We start from the raw sequence: 19898 nt of genomic DNA on the forward strand, positions 1-19898 counted from the left end.
TTCCTACCCCTTCGCGATTCTGACGAACAGCTCGTGCACGCGCGCGTCCCCGGAGATCTCCGGGTGGAACGAGGTGGCGAGCAGCGATCCCTGCTGGACTGCGACGATCCTACCGGCGGCGGCCGCGGGGATGCCGGGTGCGCCGTGCTCGGGGATCCGCGCGAGCACCTCGACCCCGGGCCCGGCCTCCTCGACCCAGGGCGCACGGATGAACACGGCGTGCACCGCGTCCACGTCCCGGCCCGGTCTCGGTGCGCCGTCGCGCCCGTCGTCCGACGGCGCGAGACCCGGGAACGCGAGGTCGGTCTCGAACGAGTCGACCTGGCGACCGAACGCGTTGCGCCGGACCGTCACGTCGAGACCGCCGATGGTGCGCTGGTCGGCCGTCCCGCCGAGGATGCGATCGGCGAGCAGGATCATGCCGGCGCACGAGCCGTAGACGGGCAGGCCCTCGGCGATGCGCGCGCGCAGCGGCTCGTCGAGCTCGAAGATCCGGAGGAGCTTGTCGATGGTCGTCGACTCGCCGCCCGGGAGGACGAGCCCGTCGACCGCGGCGAGCTCCTCGGGGCGCCGGACGCCCACCGTGCGGGCGCCCGCGGCCTCGAGCGCCGCGCGGTGCTCGCGCACGTCGCCCTGGAGGGCCAGGACACCGATCGTGATCGTCACGAAGGGGAATGATACGTCGGCGGTCCTCTCCGCCGGTCCGCGCGGTGGGCCTCCGGCCGCGCCCACGGTTGCTAGCCTCGCCGTCGTGACGTACCCGCCCGCCCCCGGTCAGCCCTACCCCGCGCCCGGTCGGACGCCGTACCCCGGGACCGCGCCCCGGCCCCCGCGCAGCACGCGCGGCGCGACGACGATGATCGTCGTCGGCGCCGTCCTGCTCGTGCTCGCGCTCGTGGCGGGGGTCCTCGGCGTGACGACGTTCGTCCGGGCGCTGCCGACCGGCGTGATCGACGGCGCGGGCCGGCCGGGATCGGCCGCGCTCGCGTCGGGCGACGTGCCGGGCGAGGCGGAGCTCGCGGCGACGGGCGGCCAGCCGTACAGCGTCTGGGCGGTGGGCCGCGCGGGGTCCTCGGACAGCGCGCTCCTCGACGTCGAGGACGTGACCGTGACCTGCGCCGACGGCGACCTCACGGTGAGCGCCCCGTCGGTGTCCGGAAGCTCCGGCCTGGGCTCCTCCCAGGCGACGACGGTGGCCGAGGTCACGCCGCCCGTGTCCGGGACGTGCACGGTGTCCGTCGCGCAGGGCGCGGCGCCCGCGGGCACGACCTTCGTCGTCACCGAGGGCTGGCGGTTCGGCACGTTCTTCGCGACGCTCGGCGGCACGATCGTGCTGTGGTTCGTCGCGATCGGCGGCGGGCTGCTGGGCGCGGGCCTGCTGGTGGGCGGGATCGTGTGGCGGGTGGTCGCCCGCCGGACGTAGCGCCGGTCAGTCCGCGCGCGCCGTGCCGAGGTGCCGCGTCACGCCGTCCCACCCGCGCAGCAGCGGCGCGACGAGGTCGGGCAGGCCCTCGGGGAAGACCTCGATCCGGACGCCGCGCAGGTCGTCGAGCGCCCACCAGCGCATCTCGTCGACGACGTCGAGCTCGACGTCCGTCCACCCGTCGCGGCTCAGCCCGCCGTCACCGTCCGCCCCGGCGACGCGCGCGAGGAACAGCACCTCGTCCTGGCGGCAGTGCTGCCGGTAGAAGTCGAAGATCGCGCTGCGCGTGTACACCGGGCCGACGAGCGCGCCCGGGTCGAGGCGCAGGCCCGTCTCCTCGTGGACCTCGCGCAGCGCGGCGTCGACGTCGCTCTCGCCCGGGTCGACTCCCCCGCCGATGGTGAACCACCACGAGCGCTCGGGCTGGTCGACGTCGTGCCCGCGCGCCAGGAGGATGCGGTCGGCGTCGTCGAGCAGCAGCACGCGCGCGCCGCGGCGGAAGTACAGGCCGTCGTCCCCGAGCACCCAGTCGGGTCCCAGGGACGACGGCGCTCCGGCGGCCTCGGCCACGACGGATCAGCCGTCCGTCGTCGGCACGACGACGGACGGCTGCGACGCGCGGGGGTCCGTCACCAGCCGCGCTCGGCCAGGCGGTGCGGGACGGGGATGTCGTCGACGTTGATGCCGACCATCGCCTCGCCGAGCCCGCGCGAGACCTTGGCGATCACGTCGGGGTCGTCGTAGAACGTCGTGGCCTTGACGATGGCGGCCGCGCGCTGGGCGGGGTTGCCGGACTTGAAGATGCCCGAGCCCACGAACACGCCCTCGGCGCCGAGCTGCATCATCATCGCGGCGTCGGCCGGGGTCGCGATCCCGCCGGCGGTGAACATGACGACCGGGAGCTTGCCGGTCGCGGCGATCTCCTTGACGAGCTCGTACGGCGCCTGGAGCTCCTTCGCGGCGACGAACAGCTCGTCCTCGGGGAGCGACGTGAGGCGGCGGATCTCCCCGCGGATGGTGCGCATGTGCGTGGTCGCGTTGGAGACGTCGCCCGTGCCGGCCTCGCCCTTGGAGCGGATCATCGCGGCGCCCTCGGTGATGCGGCGCAGCGCCTCGCCGAGGTTGGTCGCCCCGCACACGAACGGGACGGTGAACTGCCACTTGTCGATGTGGTTGGCGTAGTCCGCGGGCGTGAGGACCTCGGACTCGTCGACGAAGTCCACGCCGAGCGACTGGAGCACCTGCGCCTCGACGAAGTGGCCGATGCGCGCCTTGGCCATCACGGGGATGGAGACGGCCTCGATGATCCCGTCGATCATGTCCGGGTCGGACATGCGCGAGACGCCGCCCTGGGCACGGATGTCGGCGGGCACGCGCTCGAGGGCCATGACCGCGACCGCCCCGGCGTCCTCGGCGATCTTCGCCTGCTCGGGCGTGACGACGTCCATGATGACGCCGCCCTTGAGCATCTCCGCCATCCCCCGCTTGACCTTCGCGGTGCCGACCGCGCCGGCACCCTCCGTGGTCGCGGCGCCCGGGGCGCTCTCGGCAGGGTCGTTCTGGTCGGCCACGTTGGTCACCGGTACCTCACACCTTCAGGTCAGGGGAACGTCACGCGCTCGCGCGCGGACGCCGTCGAACAGGCTCGACGGCACATGCTCCCACGCGCTCCCCATCCTATCGCCGGGGCGTCCACGGCCCCGGCGCCCGGACCGGCCGGGAGGGGGCCGCCGGACCCGGTACCGCCCGCGAGACGGACCCTCAGTCGGGCGTGGCCGCGGAGGCGACGGGACGCACGAGGACGTCCGGCGCGGCGTCGTCGAGCTCGACCGTGACGGGCATCGGCGCGTGGCCCGCCAGGTGGAACAGACGCACCCACCACTTGCTGCGCACGCGCAGCGCCTGGGCGACGGCCTCGTTGTGGAAGCGGCGCGCGAGCTGGGCGCGGTACCACGCGGCGGACAGCGAGGCGAGCAGCTCGTCGCCCGCCGGGACCGACCGCACCTCGGCGAGGTCGTCGGCGTCCTCCAGCGCGGAGCGCAGGGTCGCGGTGAGGTCGCTCTCCGCGAGGGCGCGCGACTCCGCCATGCCGCCCAGGAGGCGCCGGGGCCGGGGGCCGTCGGGCGGCACGAGGCCGGGCACCTGCTCGCCGAGCCGGCGGGCGTCCGCGTCGTCGTCGAGGACGGCGTGCGCCGCCTCGGCGACCAGGACGGAGCTGGCCGGGTCGAGCTCGCCGGACGCGGCGAGGTCCACGGCGGCCGACGCGCGGCGCACCAGCTGGGCGTCCAGCGCGAGCCGCGACGCCATGACCTTGCGGTGGAGCCGGTCGAGCCGCGACGCGGCGACCCACAGCAGCCAGGCGGCGAGAGCCGCGACCACGAGGACGAGGACGGCGGTCTCGGACCAGGTCACGGGTGACCCACCTCCTCCTCGCGGACGCGGCCGAGCAGGCGCCCGCCCCGGCGCGAGCGCGGGTCCTCGTGCACGGGGATGACCGCCTCGGACGCCGCGAGCACCATGTCGTACACCGCGGAGACCTGGTCGGTCACCGCGGACCAGTCGAACCGGCGGACGAACTCGGCCGCGCGCGCCCGGTGCTCGGCGCGGGCGTCGGGGTCGGCCAGCACGTCGACCACCGCGCGGGCCAGCGCCTCGGGGTCGCCGACGGGGAACAGCACGCCCGCGGCGCCGTCGTCGAGCACGCGGCGGAACGCGCCGAGGTCGCTCGCGACGACGCACGCCCCGGCGCTCATCGCCTCCACGAGGACGATCCCGAAGCTCTCGCCCCCGGTCTGCGGGGCGATGTACAGATCGACCGAGGCGAGCAGGCTCGCCTTCTCCTCGTCGCTCACGCCACCGAGGAACTCCACGGACGACGCGTGCGCACCGAGCGCCTCGATCGCGGCGTCCCGGCCGTCGTCGCCCCGGCCGGCGACGAGGAACCGCGCGCCGGGGAGCTGCTCGAGGATCCGCGGGATCGCGGCCGTCAGGACGGGCAGGCCCTTGCGCGGCTCGTCCAGGCGTCCGAGGAACGCGATCGTCGGCGCCTCGGGCGTGCCCTGCCACGCCGGGCTCGGCGCGGCGTCGGCGAACGTGTCGACGTACACGCCGTTGGGGATGACGACGGCGTCGCCGCCCAGGTGGTCCACGAGCGTGCGCCGCGCGTCCTCCGAGACGGCGATCCGCGCGTCGATCTTCTCCAGGCTCTGCCGCACGAGCGGGTAGGCGACCTGCAGCGCGCGCGAGCGCACGAGCGACGTGTGGAACGTCGCGACGATCGGGCCCTGCGCGATCCAGAGCGCGAGCATGCTCAGCGAGGGCGTCACGGGCTCGTGCAGGTGCAGCACGTCGAACCGCCCGGCGTCGAGCCACCGGCGCACGCGGCCCGCGGTGCGCGGCCCGAACGTGAGCCGCGCGACGGAGCCGTTGTAGCGCACGGGGACCGCGCCGCCGGCGGAGGTGAGGTAGTCCGGGACGGGCGTGTCGTCGTCGGCCGGGGCGAGCACGGAGACCTCGTGGCCCCGCGCCATGAGCGCCTCGGCGAGGTCGCGCACGTGGAACTGCACGCCGCCGGGGGCGTCGAACGAGTACGGGCAGACGATGCCCACGCGCAGGCTCATGCGGCACGCTCCGTGTCCGGGGCCGGCTCGCCCGCCGCGGCCCGCGTGCGCGCGTAGCGCTCGGGGTCGAGGTCGTCGACGAACACCTTCTGGAGCATGTGCCAGTCCTGCGGGTGCTCGCGGATCGCGACGCTCAGGGTGTCCACCCAGGACTGCGTCGCCGCGGCCACGCGCTGCGCGCGCGGGACGTCCGTCGCGATCTCGACCCGCGGGAAGAACCGGATGACCAGGCCCCAGGGCGAGCCCGCGGCACGACGGCGGTCCCCGTGCAGCCGCTCGTAGAAGATGCCGGCGGGGACGAGCGGCGCGCCCGTGCTCACGGCGAGCGCCGCGGGACCGGCGGCGACGCGCGCGCGGTGACCGAAGAGGTCGACCTCGACGCCGCGGTGGGTGAGGTCGCGGTCGGCGAGCAGCGGGATGATCTTCCCCGGCCGGCTCGCGCCGCGCACCAGGTCGCGGAAGACGTCGCCGTCGCCGAGCGCGAGGATCTCGAGCCCGAGCCCGGTGCGGAACGCGAGGAACTCCTCGAACAGCTCGTCGGGCTTCAGCCGCTCCGCGACCGTGAGCACGGGCGCGATGTGCGGGGTCGCGTACGCGCCCGCGAGGTCCCAGTTGCCCTGGTGGGACAGCGCGAGCACCGGGCTCCGGTCGCCGTCGAGGTGCACGGCCAGGTGCTCGTAGCCGACGAGCCGCACGCGCGCCTCGACCTGCTCCGGCGTCCAGGCGGGGAGCGTGAAGGCCTCCCGGTAGTAGCGCATGTACGACCGCATGCCCGCGCGCGACAGCCGGCGCAGGGCGCGCGGCGAGAGCCCGGGCCGGACGCGCGCGAGGTTGCGCTCGAGCTGGCGCACTCCCCCGCCGTGCAGCAGCCACGTCACGTCGGCGATCACGTCGAACAGCCCGCGCAGCAGCGGGTCGGGCACCTTGCGCGCGTTGCGCCAGGCGAAGGTGAACGCCTTGCCGGCGTCGAGGGCCATCAGCGACCGTCCTCCGTGTCGTCGGTGCGGGGGGCGCTCGTGGCGAGGGCGAGCGCCTGGCGGCGTACCGTCGCGACGCGCTGCACGACCGTCACGGCGCTCGCGAGCGCGAGCAGGCCGAGCACGACGACGAGCACGACGGGCGGCAGGCCCAGGCCGACGAGCCCGGCGGCGACGAGGGCCGCGACGAGGCGGTCGGCGCGCTCGGCGATCCCGACCTGCGCGGTCATGCCGACGCTCTCGGCCCGGGCCCGCGCGTACGGCACCACGGCGCCGAGCGCGAGGCACGCGAGCGCGACGCCGGTCCCCCACGCGGCGAGGTCGGGCGTGAGGCGCGGGTCGTCGGCGCGGACGAACCACAGCGTGAGCCCGACGAACACGGCGGCGTCGGCGAGCCGGTCGAGGGTCGAGTCGAGGAACGCGCCCCACGGTCCTGACCGGCCGGCGCGGCGCGCCATGACGCCGTCGAGCACGTCGGCGAAGGCGCAGACCATGACGACCATGACCCCGGCGAACAGGTGCCCGGTCGGGAAGAGCCACAGGGCGCCGACGACGACGCCGAGCGTCCCCGTGACCGTCACCGCGTCCGGGCTCACCCCGACGCGCAGGAGGAACGCGGCGAGCGGCGTGAACAGGCGCGTGGTGAGCGCGCGCAGGCGACCGAACATCAGGCCTCGTCCCCCTCGCCGGGGGCGGGCCACGCGTCCGCGAGCCGCGCCCGCGTGTCGGCGAGCAGCTCGGGGACGGCCTTCGTCTGCGCGACGATCGGCAGGAAGTTGGCGTCCCCCGCCCAGCGCGGCACGACGTGCTGGTGCAGGTGCGCGGCGATGCCCGCGCCCGCGACCGCGCCCTGGTTCATCCCGAGGTTGAAGCCGTCGGGCGCGGACACCGCGCGCACGACGCGCATGGCCGTCTGCGTGAGGTGCGCGACCTCGACCGTCTCGGCCTCCGTGAGGTCCGTGTAGTCGGAGACGTGCCGGTACGGCACGACCATGAGGTGGCCCGGGTTGTACGGGTAGAGGTTGAGCACGACGTACGCGGCCTGGCCGCGCGCGACGACCAGCCCGTCCTCGTCCGTCCGGTCCGGCACGCGGCAGAACGGGCACTGGCCGCGCGAGTCGTCCGCGGGCTTGTCCTGCCCGCCGATGTACACCATGCGGTGCGGCGTCCAGAGCCGGTCGAGGCCGTCGTCGAACCGCGGGTGCTCGTCCGGCGTCTCGACCGTCGCACCGGTCGCGGGGTCGGGTGCCCCCGTGCGCTCGTCGCTCACGCGCCGTCAGACCTGGACGCGGTCGCGCACGGCGGAGACGATCCGCTCGACGGCCTCGGCCACGGGCACGCCGTTGTCCTGGCGGCCGTCCCGGTAGCGGAACGACACGGCGCCCGCCTCGGCGTCCTCGCCGCCCGCGATGAGGACGAAGGGCACCTTGCGCGTGCTCGCGTTGCGGATCTTCTTGCCGAACCGGTCGTCGGAGTAGTCGACCTCCGCGCGGATCCCCTGCGCCTTGAGCTGCGCGACGACGTCGGCCACGTAGTCGTTGAACGGCTCCGCGACGGGGACCGCGACGACCTGGACGGGCGCGAGCCACGCGGGGAAAGCGCCCGCGTAGTGCTCGACGAGGATCCCGAAGAACCGCTCGATCGAGCCGAACAGCGCACGGTGGATCATCACGGGGCGCTGGCGGGTGCCGTCGGACGCCGTGTACTCGAGCTCGAACAGCTCCGGCTCGAAGAAGTCGAGCTGGATCGTCGAGAGCTGCCACGTGCGGCCGATCGCGTCCTTGGCCTGGACCGAGATCTTCGGTCCGTAGAACGCCGCACCGCCCGGGTCGGCGACGAGCTCGAGGCCCGACTCCGTCGCGACCTGACGCAGGACCTCGGTCGCCTCCTCCCACGTCGCGTCGTCGCCCACCGACTTCTCGGGGTCGCGCGTCGACAGCTCGAGGTAGAAGTCGTCCAGCCCGTAGTCGCGCAGGAGGTCCAGCACGAACGAGAGCAGCGAGCTCAGCTCGCCGCGCATCTGCTCGCGCGTGGTGTAGATGTGCGCGTCGTCCTGGGTGAAGCCGCGGGCTCGCGTGAGCCCGTGCACGACGCCCGACTTCTCGTAGCGGTACACCGTGCCGAACTCGAACAGCCGCAGGGGCAGCTCGCGGTACGACCGCCCGCGCGAGCGGTACACGAGGTTGTGCATCGGGCAGTTCATCGGCTTGAGGTAGTAGTCCTGGCCCGCGCGCTTGACGTTGCCGTCGTCGTCGAGCTCCTCGTCCAGGTGCATCGGCGGGTACATGCCGTCGGCGTACCAGTCGAGGTGGCGCGACGTCTGGAACAGGTTCGCCTTGGTGATGTGCGGCGTGCTGACGAACGAGTAGCCGGCCTCCACGTGCCGCTTGCGCGAGTACTCCTCCATCTCCATGCGGATCGTCGCGCCGTTGGGGTGGAACACCGGCAGGCCCGAGCCGATCTCCTCCGGGAAGGAGAACAGGTCGAGCTCGTTGCCGAGCCGGCGGTGGTCGCGCCGCTCCGCCTCCGCGAGCCGCTCGAGGTACGCCTTGAGCTCGTCCTTCGTCGGCCACGCCGTGCCGTAGATGCGCTGGAGCTGCGGGTTCTTCTCGCTGCCGCGCCAGTAGGCCGCGGCCGAGCGCATGAGCTGGTAGCCGTTGCCGATCAGGCGCGTGCTCGGCAGGTGCGGGCCGCGGCACAGGTCCTTCCAGACCACCGTCTCGCTCTCGCGCCCGGCGCCGCGCACGTTGTCGTAGATCGTCAGCTCGCCGCCACCGACCTCGACGTTCGCGCCCTCGGTGTCGTCCGCGGTGCCGGAGCCCTTGAGCCCGATGAGCTCGAGCTTGTACGGCTCGTGCGCGAGCTCGGCGCGCGCCTCGTCCTCGGTGACCACGCGGCGGCGGAAGGTCTGGCCCTCCCGGATGATGCGCGACATCGCCTTGTCGAGCGCCTTGAGGTCCTCGGGGGTGAACGGCGTCTCGACGTCGAAGTCGTAGTAGAACCCGTCCGTGATCGGCGGGCCGATGCCCAGCTTCGCGTCCGGGTTGACCTGCTGGACGGCCTGCGCGAGCACGTGCGCGGCCGAGTGCCGCAGCACGGCGAGGCCGTCGGGCGAGTCGATCGTCACGCCCTCGACCACGTCGCCGTCCGCGACCGGCGTGTCGAGGTCCTTGAGCTCCCCGTTGACGCGGATGACGACGACGTCGCGACGCGACGCGAACAGGTCCGTGCCCGTCGTGCCCGTCGTCACCGTGGTCTCCTCCGCGTCGAGGGTGATGGTGAGTGGTGACGAGACGACGTCAGACACGTCCGTGCTCCGTTCTGTGGCGGGAGGCGCGCACGGCGCCCGGTCAGGTCCTCCGGCGCCGGGGCGTCCCCGACAGCACGAAGGGCGCCGTCGTGGACGGCGCCCCTCGATCGTACCGACCCGCAGGTCAGTCGTTGGCCTTCTTCGCCTTCTCGGCCAGGGTGTCGACGTGCTGGTCGACGGAGTCCGGGGCCACCGACTTGATCTTCCCCGCGACCTCGTCGATGCGTTCGTCGGTCATGAACTCCTTGGCCTTGTCGATGCGCTCGTCGGTCATGAACTCCTTGGCCTTGCCGAGGAGGTCGCCGAGTCCGCCCCGGTCCTTCGGTGTCTGCTCGCTCATACCGGCTCCCTCGGGGGTCGTGGTGCGCGCGTCCCGCGCCGGGCGGCGGACGTCCCGCGCCCGCACGAAACGCTACCCGGCCGCACCATGCCGCGCGACGGGGCACGGGCAGGGGCCACGACCCGCGTGACCCGCGGCCCGGACCGGCGCACGCGCGGTCCGGGCCTGCCAGAATCGGCCCATGGACGACGACGTGGCACCCGGGGAGCGCACCGCGCGCGTCTTCCGGCACCGGCTCAACGAGCTCTTCGCGCGCGGCCGCGGCGGGCGTCCCGTGACCAACCGGGAGGCCGCCCACTGGATGACGGAGCGCGGCTACTCCATCAACGAGGCGTACCTCAGCGCCCTGCGCGGGGGGCACCGCTCGTCGCCGAGCCTGCGCGTCGTCGAGGGCATCGCCGCGTTCTTCGGGGTGAGCACGGGGAGCCTCGTCGACCCCGAGGAGAGCCCGGACGACCGGCTGCGCGCCGCGCTCGCCGACGAGGGCGTGGAGCAGTTCGCGCTGCGCGCCCAAGGGCTGTCGCCCGAGAACGTCCGCGCCATCATCGAGATCGTCGACCGCGTCCGGAGCCTCGAGCACCTCCCTCCCGTGGCACCCCGCGGCACCCCGCACGGGCACCCTCCTGCCCCGGAGGCCGACCGTGGATGACCTCCTGCGCGCCGCGGGGCTCGATCGCGCCCGCAGCATCGACGAGGCGTGCAGGCTCGTCGCCGCGACCCGCGGCAAGCCTCTCGAACTCGTCGAGGGCGACCTCGGCCCCGGCGTCACCGGCCTCTGGCTCGCGTTCCCCGAGCGCGACCTCGTCCTCGTCGACGCCCGCCAGACGCTCCCCGGCCCCCACCGCGACCACGTCGTCGCGCACGAGCTCGTGCACGTCCTCGACTCGACCCGCCCCGGCCCGGCCCCGTCCGCCGCCGGGTGCCGCGACGAGCACGACGACCCCGCCGAGCAGCGCGTCGAGCGGCTCGCGAGCGAGCTGATGATCTCCATCGCGTCGCACGGGAGCTCGGCCGCACGCCTCACGTCCCTCGAGCTCTACCGATGAGCCCCGTGCTCGACCTCCTCGCCACGGCGCTCTTCGCCACCGCCGCGACGTGGACGGCGCTGCGCGCCCGCACCGGTGCCGACACGACGCTCCCTCTCGGCCTCGCCTTCGTCGCCGTGGCGTCCGCGCTCCGGGTCCCTGCCGTCGCCGAGCTCCTCAAGGCGCACGCCCCCGGCGGCACGCACGAGGTCGCCAAGCACGTCGCTCTCGTCGCGGGGTGCCTCTTCGTCGGCGTGTGGGCGTACAGCACGACGACCGGGCACGCGCCACGGACGCGGTCCGTGGCGCTCGCGGCCGGGCTCGTCGGCGGGGCGATGGTCGCGCTCGCGGTCGCGAGCGGGCCGTGGACGACCCTCGACCTCGACGCCCAGACCTCCGACCGACCGCTCATGTGGGTCTACAGCGCGCTGTACTACGGCACGTTCGTGGCGGCGACCGCGACGTTCGCCGTGTCGTGCGTCCGCACCCGCACGCGCCGCCCCGTGCGGCTGCGGTGGGGCATGGACGTCGCGGCGGCGGGCGCGCTCGTCGCCGTCGTGTGGGCCGTCGTCAGCTTCGTGGCGCTGCTGCTGCACGAGCCCGGCAGCGCCGAGCCGTACCTCGTCCTCGGCGTGCGCACCCGGTACCTCGTGCTCGCGGCGAGCGTGCTGCTGACGGTCGGCATCGTGGGCCAGCTCGCGTCGTCCGCGGCGTACGCCCGCGAGCGCCGACGGGACCTCGAGCACCTGCACGCGTTCGTGGTGGCGACCGTGGGAGACGGCGGCCTGCCCGGATCGAGCGCGGCGGTGGACGAGTACCACCGCACCATCGAGATCTTCGACGGCCTCGCCGCGCTCTCCCTGCACTCGCGTCGGGACGACGTGGACCACGTGCGCGTCGCGGTCCCCGGCAGCCCGCGCGAGGTGATCCTCGCCTATCAGCTCCAGGTCGCGGCGACGCGGCGGGCCCGGGGCGACGCCCCGAGCGTCGACCCGGACGACTGGTCCGACCTGCTCGCGGACGACGACGCGCTGCGCCGGTTGGGCCGCGCGCTGCGCGACCGGACGAGCAGGGAGGGGACGACCCGCGTCCTCGCGGGCGTCTGACCCCCGCCGCCGTGGCCCGACGCCAAGCTCCCCCTGCGCGCTTGGCCCCGCGCCGGGCCCCGGCCGGCGCGCTCAACCTACAGACAGACGTCGAGGGGCGCAACGTGCCTGACAGTTGAAAACTCAACGGCCCGGGGCGACCGGCACGGACGACCCGGGACGGCGACCGCTCGCCGTCGCGGCCCCGGAGCGACGACGCCCCGGGCGGCGTCGACGGCGACCGGCGGCCCCTCCGTGCCCCCTGCGCACGGAGGAGGAGCGTGCGTCCGCACGGCCTCTCGAGGACCGCGAGGACGACCACCGGGACCGTCGCACCAACGCTGCGGCGGGTGCGCCCTGCGGGGCACCGAGCGCTTTCTCCGGTCTTGCGAGCACTGTGCACGGCGCCGGAGCGCCGCGCAGACTGGACGTCCGTCCAGGATCTGTCGCGGGCCGCCCGTTCGTCGGGGCGGGGGCCGTCCGTGGGTGCGCTTCGCCCCGTTTCGTCACGTACGAACCCCCTGGACAGGGATGCTCGCCGGCGCCCACGGCCGCAGATTTTCACCCGCTCGACGTACCGGCGCCGGAGCTGCGCGCGACACGTCCGTTCCGGCCGCGCGTCAGTCCGGGGGCCCGAGGCGGTCGCCCCTCGCTCGTCGAGAGGCGCCAACGGGTCGAGGATCGGCCCCGTGAAACCTGCCGCCGCGAGCACGACCGAGCGGGCGTAGCCGCTGCCGAAGCGCTGGGGCCGGGGCCCGCGGAAGGCGATGTGCTCGAGCGCCGCGACGATGCGCTCGGCCGCGCGCCCGTCGCCGTAGGGGTTGCGCGCCTCGGACATCGCGCGGTGGCTCTCGGGATGCGTGAGCAACCGGGTGACCGCGTCGACGATCCTCGTCTCGTCCGTGCCGACGAGACGCAGGGTGCCTGCGTGCACCCCTTCCTGACGTTCGGTGGTCTCCCGCGTCACGAGCACGGGGGTGCCCACGGCCGGAGCCTCCTCCTGGATGCCTCCCGAGTCGGTGAGGACGACGGCGGCACGCCGGAGCAGACGCGCGAACGGCAGGTACGGCAGCGGGCTGGTGAGGATCACGTTCGGGCTCGGCTCGAGCGCGGCCCGGAGCGTCCCGACGACCAGCGGGTTCGGGTGCAGCGGCACGACGAACCGCGCCAGCGGGTGGAGGTCCGCCAGGGTGGCGACCGCGTCGCCGATGCGCCGCAGACCCGTTCCCCAGTTCTCGCGCCGGTGGGCGGTCACGACGACGACCGGCGTGGCCTCGTCCGTCTCGAGCCACCCCAGCGCCGGCACGCCGTACGGAACCTGCTGGCCCGCGGCCCACAGGAACGCGTCGATCCCGGTGTTGCCCGTGACGAAGATCTGCTCCTGGCGCACCCGCTCGTGGATGAGGTTCTCCGCGTTGGTGGTGGTCGGTGCGAGGTGGAAGGCGGCGATCCGCGTGACGAGCTGACGGTTGAGCTCCTCGGGGAACGGAGACAGGGTCGAGCCCGTGCGCAGCCCCGCCTCGACGTGGCTCACCGGCATGCGCAGGTGGAACGCTGCCAGCGCTCCTGCCGCTGCGCTCGACGTGTCACCGTGGACGAGCGCCGCGACGGGGTAGCGCGTGTCGGCACCGCCGTCCAGGACCGAGTCCGGCTCCCCGAAGCGCTCGCGCAGCGCCTCGGGGATCCCGACGAGGACCCGGGCGACCAGCTGGTTGAGGTCGACGCCGGGCCCGCCCGCCCCGAGGTCGACGTCCGGCCGCAGGCCTGCCGCGCCGAGCACCTCCGACACCATGCGGGAGTGCTGGCCGGTCGAGACGACGTACGGCTCGAAGTGCGCGCTGCGGTGCAGCTCGCGGATCACCGGCATCATCTTGATCGCTTCCGGACGCGTGCCGACCACGACCATCACCGCAAACCTGCGCTCCGTCATGCAAGGACTCCTGGGGTGTGATGTGCCCCACAGTTCACTACCGTTCTTCCCATGGCGCGAACGGAACGGAGCGAGCGGAAGGCGGCACTCGCGCAGGTCCTCGGGGGGCTCGCGCTCGCGGTGCAGGCGGTGCTGCTCACGCTCACCCTGCTCGACGAGCGCGCACGCACGATCGCGCTCCGGGTCGCCAGGGACGGGATCCTCCTCGTCGTGGCCGGGTGCGCCGTGTTCCTCGCCCTGGTCGCCGTGCTGCTGCTCGCCCGAGCGCTGCTGGTCCGCCCCCGGCCGCGGGGTGTCCGATGATCGAGCTGCTCGGCACCGTGGGGCTCGACCTGGCGGAAGGGCTCGTCCTGCTGATCGTGGGCTACGGGCTCGTGTACTTCCTCTGGGTCCAGATCGCCGGCGCCGCCCTCACCCGACGCGAGCGCGCGCACGTCCGCGCGACCCACGAGGACCCGGACCGACGGCGGCACGACCTGTTCGTCCTCGTCCCGTGCCGCGACGAGGAGCTCGTGGTCGAGGCCACCACGCGGGCGCTGCTGGCCCAGGACGACAGCTCGGTCGTCGTGGTGATCGACGACGCGTCCACCGACCGCACCGCCGAGATCGCCGGCACGGTCGCGCGCGAGTCGGACCGCGTCGTCGTGCTGCGCCGTCGGCTCCCCGACGCCCGAGTCGGCAAGGGCACGGCGCTCAACGCCGCCCTGGACGTCGTGCGGAGCGAGGTCGCGCGCCGGGGGCTCGACCCGCACCAGGTGGTCGTCGGGGTGATGGACGCGGACGGTCAGCTCTCCCCCGGCACCACCGACCTGGTCGGGCGCCTGTTCGACGACGACGCCGTCGGCGGCGTCCAGCTCCAGGTCCGGATCCGCAACCGCCAGCACTTCCTCACGCGGGTCCAGGACATCGGCTTCTGGGGGACGTCGGCCGTCGCGCAGATGGGTCGTAACCAGTCCCGGTCCGTGAGCCTCGGCGGGAACGGCCAGTTCGCCCGCCTCGCCGCGCTCGACTCCGTCGACGGGTCGGCCTGGTCCGACTCGCTCACCGAGGACCTCGACCTCATGATCTCCCTCACCGTGCGCGGGTGGGACATGCGGATGACGTCGCTCGCTCACGTCGAGCAGGAGGGCCCCGAGACCGTCCGCGCGCTGGTGCGGCAGCGCACCCGCTGGGCGCAGGGCCACATGCTGTGCACCGGCCGCAGCGGCGAGGTGTTCCGGTCGCGCAAGGTCCGGCAGAGCACCGCGCTCGAGCTCCTGCTGTACCTGTGGCAACCGTGGCTGCTCGCGCTGCCGTGGTCCGTGCTCGCCCCTGCGCTCCTCGTCCTCGCCGGCTACGCCGTCGTCGAGGTCGGCGTGGAGCACGGCCCGCTCGCCGCCGTCGGCGCGGTGATCGCGGCCTACACCCTCGCGTTCGTCCCCTTCCTCTGGGGCGCGTGGGTCTACTCCCGACGGTCCGGCAACTACGGGCTCCTGCGCTCGTACTGGACCCACCAGGGCGCCTACGTCCTCAACCTCGTCACCTACGTCGCCACGTGGCGCGCGCTCTTCCGCATCGCGCTCGGCCGGGACTCCTGGGCCAAGACGGCGCGCATCGGGCGCGGACGGCGGGCGGCCACCGTCCCTCGGGGCGCGCAGCACCTGGGTGGCACGACGGACCCGTCCGGGCCGTAGACGTCCGGCGGCGTGCGGCGCGCCGGCGCGGGGGCGGACGGCGACAGGTCCGAGCCGGGCCCCGGTGGAACCACCAGCCCGGGACACGCAAGAGGCCGCCTCCGCGGGTGCGGGGACGGCCTCTGCTCGGTGGGCGATACTGGGTTCGAACCAGTGACCTCTTCGGTGTGAACGAAGCGCGCTACCACTGCGCCAATCGCCCGAGTGCGTGGTCGATACTAGCCTGAAACGGACCGGATCGAAAAACTGGCCGCCGTCACGGGTCGAGGCGCTCGCGACGACGCCGCTCGAACAGGTCCCGCGCCGCTACGGAGAGCTCCCCCGCGGGCACGTCCGCGCCGTCGAGCCAGGTCACCGGCTGGACGTTGCGCACGGAGCCGGTGAGCAGCAGCGCCGACTCCCCCGCGGTCACCTCGTCGAGCACGGCGAACGGGAGCTCGCCGGGGCGCGCCTCGCGCACGGGCAGACCGTCCTCGGCCGCCCACTCGAGCAGCAGCTCGCGCGTGATGCCCGCGAGGCAACCGGAGGACAGCGGCGGGGTGACGAGCTCGCCCCCGCGCTCGACGAAGACGTTCGCCCCCGTGCCCTCGCACAGGTCGCCGGCCGTGTTCGCGAGGAGCGCCTCGTCGCCGCCCTTACCCACGGCGTCGGCGAGCGCCACGACGTTCTCCGCGTACGACGTCGTCTTGAGCCCCGCGACGGCGGAGCGCTCGTTCCGGGTCCAGGGCGACCGCACCGCGCGACCGGCGGGTCGGATGACCGCGGGGCCGACCGCGACGACGACGGTCTGCTCGCCGGGGGTGCGCCCCGACCCGAGCGGGCCGACGCCGGCCGTCACCGTGATGCGCAGCCGGCCCACGGGCCCCGCACCGTCGCGCGTGCGCGCGTCCGCCTCGGCGAGCACGGCCTCGACGCCGTCGAGCACGCGTCGCTCGTCCGGCGCGTCCAGGCCGAGCCCGGCGGCGGACCGCGCGAGCCGACGCAGGTGGCGCGTGAGCGCGAAGGCGCGGCCGTCGAACACGGCGCACGTCTCGAACACGCCGTCGCCGACCGTCACGCCGTGGTCGACCGCGCTCAGCGCGACCTCGCCGGGTGCCACGAGGCGCCCGTCGGCCCAGATCACGAGGTTCTCGGTGGGGCTCGCGGACGTCGGTGTCGTGGCGGCGGGGGTGCTCATGGGTCCAGTGTGCCCGAGGCGAGGCCGACGAGGCGGCGGGCCTTGAGCTCCGTCTCCTCCCACTCGCGCGCGGGGTCGCTCCCCCAGGTGATTCCCGCGCCGGTGCCGAAGCGCAGGACGTCGTCGGTCCACCAGAACGTCCGGATCCCGACGGCGAGCACGGCCTCGTCGCCGTCGACCCAGCCGATCGCGCCGCAGTAGGGCCCGCGCGGCACGGGTTCCAGCGCGTCGATGATCCGCAGCGCGGACGACTTGGGCGCCCCGGACACGGACGCCGGGGGGAAGGTGGCCTCGAGCAGCGCGGGCCACAGCGCGGCGGACCCCGCGAGACCGGCGCGCAGGCGTCCCGTCACGGTGCTCACGAGGTGGACGAGGCCGGGGTGCTGCTCGACCGCGAGCAGGTCGGTGACCTCGACGGTCCCCGGGTCGCACACGCGCTGGAGGTCGTTGCGCACGAGGTCGGTGATCATCACGTTCTCGGCCCGGTCCTTGGCGGTGAGCCCTGCGGGCGTCGGGGCGGTGCCCTTGATGGGCCCGGACGTCACCGTGCCCCCCGCGACCCGGAGGTACAGCTCGGGCGACGCGCTGACGACCCACACCGGGTCGACGCCGGACGCCGCCGGCACGTGCAGGACGCCCCCGTACGGAGCGGGGTTGCCCCGGGCGAGACGACGCGCCAGGGCCAGGGCGTCGGGCTCGCCGCCGTCCGGCCCGACGAGCGGGGCGGCCAGCACGCGACAGACGTTCGCCTGGTAGACCTCGCCCTCCCGGACCTCGTCGCGCACGCGCGCGACGGCGGCCTCGTAGCCGACCCGGTCCAGCGAGCTGCGCCACGCGGAAGGGTCGGGCCCGTGCCACGGGTCGACCTCTGCTCCCGCGGGCGTGGCGGCGTCGAGGTCCGACGGGTCGAGCCGCTCGGCGAACCGCCACGCGCGCGCCCGGCCACCCCGGCCGGGGTCGTCGAAGTCGGCGACCACGAACCACGGCCCGTCGGCGGCCAGCCGCTCCGGCTGTCGCCGGAGGTCGACCGACTCCAGCACGCCGGTCGCGGCACGCCCGGCGAAGCGAGCGAGCCCTGGCGCGGGCGTTCTCCCAGGTCCTGGCACGGGACCACGCTACCCAGGGCGCACCGTCGGCCTGGACCCCGACCGCCGAGCACCGGCCGGAGGCTCGGTGGGGCCGGTTGGACGCCGGACGCGAACGTGGACTAATGTCTGGGACGCGCCGGAACGCCGGAGGGCCGGGGGAAACGCTCCCCGAAGCTCCAGGGTCCGGCCGCGCGGATGTGGCTCAGTTGGTAGAGCATCACCTTGCCAAGGTGAGGGTCGCGGGTTCGAGTCCCGTCATCCGCTCGGAGGCCCACTCTCCTGCCGCCCTCGTGGTGGCGGAGGGCAGGTCGCGGTGGAGTGGCCGAGAGGCGAGGCAGCGGCCTGCAAAGCCGTATACGTGGGTTCGAATCCCATCTCCACCTCGCAACAGCACCACCCCTCTGGGGCGATTGGCGCAGCGGTAGCGCGCTTCCCTGACACGGAAGAGGTCACTGGTTCGATCCCAGTATCGCCCACGAGCACGACGAGAGAGGCCGCCCCGGCACCGTCCGGAGCGGCCTCTCTCGCGCCGACCATCACCTGGACCGGATGCACAGGTCCGGGCGGAAGTCGGCTAGTATGTGCTTCGCGCCGATCACCACGGGGCTCGTGAGAGCCCTCGACGGATCGGCCGCGCGGATGTGGCTCAGTTGGTAGAGCATCACCTTGCCAAGGTGAGGGTCGCGGGTTCGAGTCCCGTCATCCGCTCGGAGGCCCACTCTCTGGCCCGCTCCCCCGGGAGCATGAGAGGACGCGTCTCAAGGTGGAGTGGCCGAGAGGCGAGGCAGCGGCCTGCAAAGCCGTATACGTGGGTTCGAATCCCATCTCCACCTCGTATGCAGCACCCGGGCGATTGGCGCAGCGGTAGCGCGCTTCCCTGACACGGAAGAGGTCACTGGTTCGATCCCAGTATCGCCCACCATGAGAAGGCCGTCCCGGCGCCGGGGCGGCCTTCGTCGTCTACTCTCGGCGCATGCCCGACCAGCGCCCCGCCCACGACGTCCTGCCGCTCGGCGCGGCGCCGCGTCCCACGACCGCCACCGAGCTGCTCGCGCGCCTGCGGCCTGCCGTCCTCGGCACGCTGGGCCCCGAGGTCGAGGGCGCGGCGGCCGTCCGGCTCGACGCCGAGCTCGACGGCCCGGACGTCGCCCGCCTCGACGTCGACGTCACGGGCGTCCGGGTCCGCGTCGGGGCGGACCGCCGGGCGTCCTCGGCCGGGGGCAGCTCCTCCCCGACGGTCGACGTCGAGCACGTCCGCTCGCGCGAGGACGCGGTGGTGCGCCGGCTCCGGGTCGACGCGCACCCGCTCCTCGTGGACGACGTCCCGGTGGACGTCACGGCCGAGGTCGACGGGCTGCGCTTCCGCTGGGTCGAGGGCGCGGACGGCTCGCTCGCCGTCGAGGGCGTGGAGCCCGACGACGCCGCACCCCTCAGCGGCCACGTCCGCGTCTCGGCCCCGCGCGAGGCGGTCCTCGCGACCGCCCGGAAGATCGTCGCCACCGAGCTGCAGAACATCGGCCTCACGCTGGCCTCGCTCGACGTCGACCTCGTCGCGACGGGGCCGCGCACGGTGTCGCTCCAGGCGTTCGCCCGCGTGCGCAAGGGGCTGCTCTCGGCGAGCGTGCGCGCGACCGGGACCGCCGAGGTCGACGCGCGCATGGTGCTCACCGTCCGCGACCTCGAGCTGTCGAGCCGCAACCCCGTCGTCGCGGCGCTGCTCGTGGTGGCGCGCGGCGAGCTGGCGAAGGTGGAAGGGCGGCACGTCGACCTCGCGGCCGACCTGCCGCCGGGGGTGCGCGTGGCGGACGTGCGGGTCGAGGTGGGCGAGGACCTCGCGGTGACCGCCCGTCTCGCCTGACCCCGGTCGCCCTTGTGGCGCTCCTCACACGCACGTAGCGTCGAGGCATGTGCCGGAACATCACGACCCTGCGCGGCCTCGAGCCGCCCGCGACTGACGAGGAGATCGAGGCGGCCGCGCGCCAGTTCGTCCGGAAGGTCACGGGCATCCAGCGCACGAGCGCCGCGACCGCGGAGCCGTTCGAGCGCGCGGTCGACGAGGTGACCGCGATCGTCGCGCGCCTGCTCGGCGAGCTGCCCGAGCGCCGCAACCCGCCGACGACGGTCCCACCTCTGCGCCGCGAGGAGGTCCGGGCGCGCATCGCCGCGCGCGAGGCCGCCGAGCGCGAGCACGAGCGGGCGCACGCGCTGGGGATCGCGCACACGCACTGAGGCGCCCCGCCACGGCGGGTG

20 protein-coding genes, 7 tRNA genes and 1 pseudogene are annotated in these 19898 nt (G+C 74.4%); 14 read left to right on the plus strand and 14 right to left on the minus strand.

Translation table 11 applies throughout. From position 1 onward, the window contains the following. Window positions 1-3: 3 nt before the first annotated feature. Window positions 4-666 carry a pyridoxal 5'-phosphate synthase glutaminase subunit PdxT gene (pdxT, locus tag AC3WT4_RS05065; RefSeq protein ID WP_074806195.1) on the minus strand — a complete coding sequence of 221 codons (663 nt, stop codon included), beginning with the start codon at window positions 664-666 and terminating at the stop codon, window positions 4-6. An 85-nt stretch (window positions 667-751) separates the two neighbouring features. Between pdxT and AC3WT4_RS05070 the strand changes: the two genes are divergently transcribed. Beyond that, the gene (locus AC3WT4_RS05070) at window positions 752-1423 is read left to right on the plus strand and encodes a hypothetical protein (RefSeq protein ID WP_492314886.1); all 672 of its coding nucleotides are present in this window, start codon (window positions 752-754) and stop codon (window positions 1421-1423) included. A 6-nt stretch (window positions 1424-1429) separates the two neighbouring features. Here the strand turns inward: AC3WT4_RS05070 and AC3WT4_RS05075 are convergent, their stop codons facing one another. The 9 genes from AC3WT4_RS05075 to AC3WT4_RS05115 all read right to left on the minus strand — a co-directional run bounded on the left by AC3WT4_RS05075 (window position 1430) and on the right by AC3WT4_RS05115 (window position 9670). Continuing rightward, entirely contained in the window at window positions 1430-1993 is a 564-nt protein-coding gene (locus AC3WT4_RS05075; RefSeq protein ID WP_074806190.1) for an NUDIX hydrolase, read from the minus strand. A 59-nt stretch (window positions 1994-2052) separates the two neighbouring features. Beyond that, window positions 2053-2994 (minus strand): pyridoxal 5'-phosphate synthase lyase subunit PdxS, encoded by a 942-nt coding sequence (gene pdxS / locus AC3WT4_RS05080; protein ID WP_492314922.1) that lies wholly within the window; start codon window positions 2992-2994, stop codon window positions 2053-2055. Between the two features lie 190 nt (window positions 2995-3184). Next, a complete protein-coding gene (locus AC3WT4_RS05085) occupies window positions 3185-3835 on the minus strand; it encodes a hypothetical protein (RefSeq protein WP_074806187.1) in 651 nt (216 codons plus the stop codon). Next, window positions 3832-5037: a glycosyltransferase family 4 protein gene (locus AC3WT4_RS05090; RefSeq protein WP_257417343.1), complete on the minus strand. Its 1206-nt coding sequence runs from the start codon at window positions 5035-5037 to the stop codon at window positions 3832-3834. The genes AC3WT4_RS05085 and AC3WT4_RS05090 overlap by 4 nt, the downstream gene beginning before the upstream one ends. A gap of 2 nt (window positions 5038-5039) precedes the next feature. Then, the gene (locus AC3WT4_RS05095) at window positions 5040-6020 is read right to left on the minus strand and encodes a phosphatidylinositol mannoside acyltransferase (protein ID WP_400109489.1); all 981 of its coding nucleotides are present in this window, start codon (window positions 6018-6020) and stop codon (window positions 5040-5042) included. Then, window positions 6020-6688, minus strand: coding sequence for a phosphatidylinositol phosphate synthase (gene pgsA / locus AC3WT4_RS05100; protein WP_114553008.1), 669 nt, complete (start codon window positions 6686-6688; stop codon window positions 6020-6022). Before pgsA ends, AC3WT4_RS05095 begins: the two co-directional genes overlap by 1 nt. After that, entirely contained in the window at window positions 6688-7290 is a 603-nt protein-coding gene (locus AC3WT4_RS05105; RefSeq protein WP_492314887.1) for an HIT family protein, read from the minus strand. The genes pgsA and AC3WT4_RS05105 overlap by 1 nt, the downstream gene beginning before the upstream one ends. Window positions 7291-7296: 6 nt before the next feature. Then, the gene (gene thrS, locus AC3WT4_RS05110; protein ID WP_083385032.1) at window positions 7297-9327 is read right to left on the minus strand and encodes a threonine--tRNA ligase; all 2031 of its coding nucleotides are present in this window, start codon (window positions 9325-9327) and stop codon (window positions 7297-7299) included. A gap of 127 nt (window positions 9328-9454) precedes the next feature. After that, entirely contained in the window at window positions 9455-9670 is a 216-nt protein-coding gene (locus AC3WT4_RS05115) for a hypothetical protein (RefSeq protein WP_074806171.1), read from the minus strand. A gap of 181 nt (window positions 9671-9851) precedes the next feature. Here AC3WT4_RS05115 and AC3WT4_RS05120 point away from each other — a divergent pair, with 181 nt between their 5' ends. Genes AC3WT4_RS05120 through AC3WT4_RS05130 form a run of 3 tightly spaced genes read left to right on the plus strand, consistent with a single transcriptional unit; the run spans window position 9852 to window position 11801 of the window. Further along, on the plus strand, window positions 9852-10319 hold the full coding sequence (locus tag AC3WT4_RS05120; RefSeq protein ID WP_492314888.1) for a hypothetical protein: 468 nt from the start codon (window positions 9852-9854) through the stop codon (window positions 10317-10319). Next, window positions 10312-10716 (plus strand): hypothetical protein, encoded by a 405-nt coding sequence (locus AC3WT4_RS05125; RefSeq protein ID WP_492314889.1) that lies wholly within the window; start codon window positions 10312-10314, stop codon window positions 10714-10716. Before AC3WT4_RS05120 ends, AC3WT4_RS05125 begins: the two co-directional genes overlap by 8 nt. Then, window positions 10713-11801, plus strand: a complete 1089-nt coding sequence (locus tag AC3WT4_RS05130; protein WP_492314890.1) for a hypothetical protein — start codon at window positions 10713-10715, stop codon at window positions 11799-11801. The genes AC3WT4_RS05125 and AC3WT4_RS05130 overlap by 4 nt, the downstream gene beginning before the upstream one ends. Before the next feature lie 811 nt (window positions 11802-12612). On the opposite strand, the pseudogene wecB reads toward AC3WT4_RS05130, so the two are convergent. After that, window positions 12613-13710 (minus strand): annotated as a pseudogene (wecB, locus tag AC3WT4_RS05135) (non-hydrolyzing UDP-N-acetylglucosamine 2-epimerase); the annotation flags it as partial. 51 nt (window positions 13711-13761) lie between these two features. On the opposite strand from wecB, the gene AC3WT4_RS05140 reads away from it, so the two are divergent. Beyond that, window positions 13762-14013 carry a hypothetical protein gene (locus AC3WT4_RS05140; RefSeq protein ID WP_492314891.1) on the plus strand — a complete coding sequence of 84 codons (252 nt, stop codon included), beginning with the start codon at window positions 13762-13764 and terminating at the stop codon, window positions 14011-14013. After that, a complete protein-coding gene (locus tag AC3WT4_RS05145) occupies window positions 14010-15383 on the plus strand; it encodes a glycosyltransferase family 2 protein (RefSeq protein ID WP_492314892.1) in 1374 nt (457 codons plus the stop codon). Before AC3WT4_RS05140 ends, AC3WT4_RS05145 begins: the two co-directional genes overlap by 4 nt. Before the next feature lie 130 nt (window positions 15384-15513). Here the strand turns inward: AC3WT4_RS05145 and AC3WT4_RS05150 are convergent. The 3 genes from AC3WT4_RS05150 to AC3WT4_RS05160 form a co-directional block, all read right to left on the minus strand. Next, window positions 15514-15585: transfer RNA gene (locus tag AC3WT4_RS05150), tRNA-Val, on the minus strand. Between the two features lie 54 nt (window positions 15586-15639). Continuing rightward, window positions 15640-16560 carry an aminotransferase class IV gene (locus AC3WT4_RS05155; RefSeq protein ID WP_492314893.1) on the minus strand — a complete coding sequence of 307 codons (921 nt, stop codon included), beginning with the start codon at window positions 16558-16560 and terminating at the stop codon, window positions 15640-15642. Continuing rightward, entirely contained in the window at window positions 16557-17666 is a 1110-nt protein-coding gene (locus AC3WT4_RS05160; RefSeq protein ID WP_492314894.1) for a chorismate-binding protein, read from the minus strand. The genes AC3WT4_RS05155 and AC3WT4_RS05160 overlap by 4 nt, the downstream gene beginning before the upstream one ends. A 173-nt stretch (window positions 17667-17839) precedes the next feature. Between AC3WT4_RS05160 and AC3WT4_RS05165 the strand changes: the two genes are divergently transcribed. The 8 genes from AC3WT4_RS05165 to AC3WT4_RS05200 all read left to right on the plus strand — a co-directional run bounded on the left by AC3WT4_RS05165 (window position 17840) and on the right by AC3WT4_RS05200 (window position 19877). Next, window positions 17840-17912, plus strand: a tRNA-Gly gene (locus AC3WT4_RS05165). Between the two features lie 48 nt (window positions 17913-17960). Further along, window positions 17961-18031 (plus strand) — tRNA-Cys (locus AC3WT4_RS05170). A gap of 21 nt (window positions 18032-18052) precedes the next feature. Beyond that, a tRNA-Val gene (locus AC3WT4_RS05175) sits at window positions 18053-18124 on the plus strand. A gap of 159 nt (window positions 18125-18283) precedes the next feature. Continuing rightward, window positions 18284-18356: transfer RNA gene (locus AC3WT4_RS05180), tRNA-Gly, on the plus strand. 54 nt (window positions 18357-18410) lie between these two features. Beyond that, a tRNA-Cys gene (locus AC3WT4_RS05185) sits at window positions 18411-18481 on the plus strand. Between the two features lie 14 nt (window positions 18482-18495). Further along, window positions 18496-18570, plus strand: a tRNA-Val gene (locus AC3WT4_RS05190). Between the two features lie 51 nt (window positions 18571-18621). Further along, complete coding sequence (locus AC3WT4_RS05195) at window positions 18622-19506, plus strand: hypothetical protein (RefSeq protein ID WP_492314895.1); 885 nt, start codon at window positions 18622-18624, stop codon at window positions 19504-19506. A 47-nt stretch (window positions 19507-19553) separates the two neighbouring features. Next, window positions 19554-19877 (plus strand): DUF2277 domain-containing protein, encoded by a 324-nt coding sequence (locus tag AC3WT4_RS05200; protein WP_074806141.1) that lies wholly within the window; start codon window positions 19554-19556, stop codon window positions 19875-19877. Window positions 19878-19898 lie beyond the last annotated feature (21 nt).

Source organism: Cellulosimicrobium sp. EB106-03-01-XG111, from assembly GCF_058792115.1.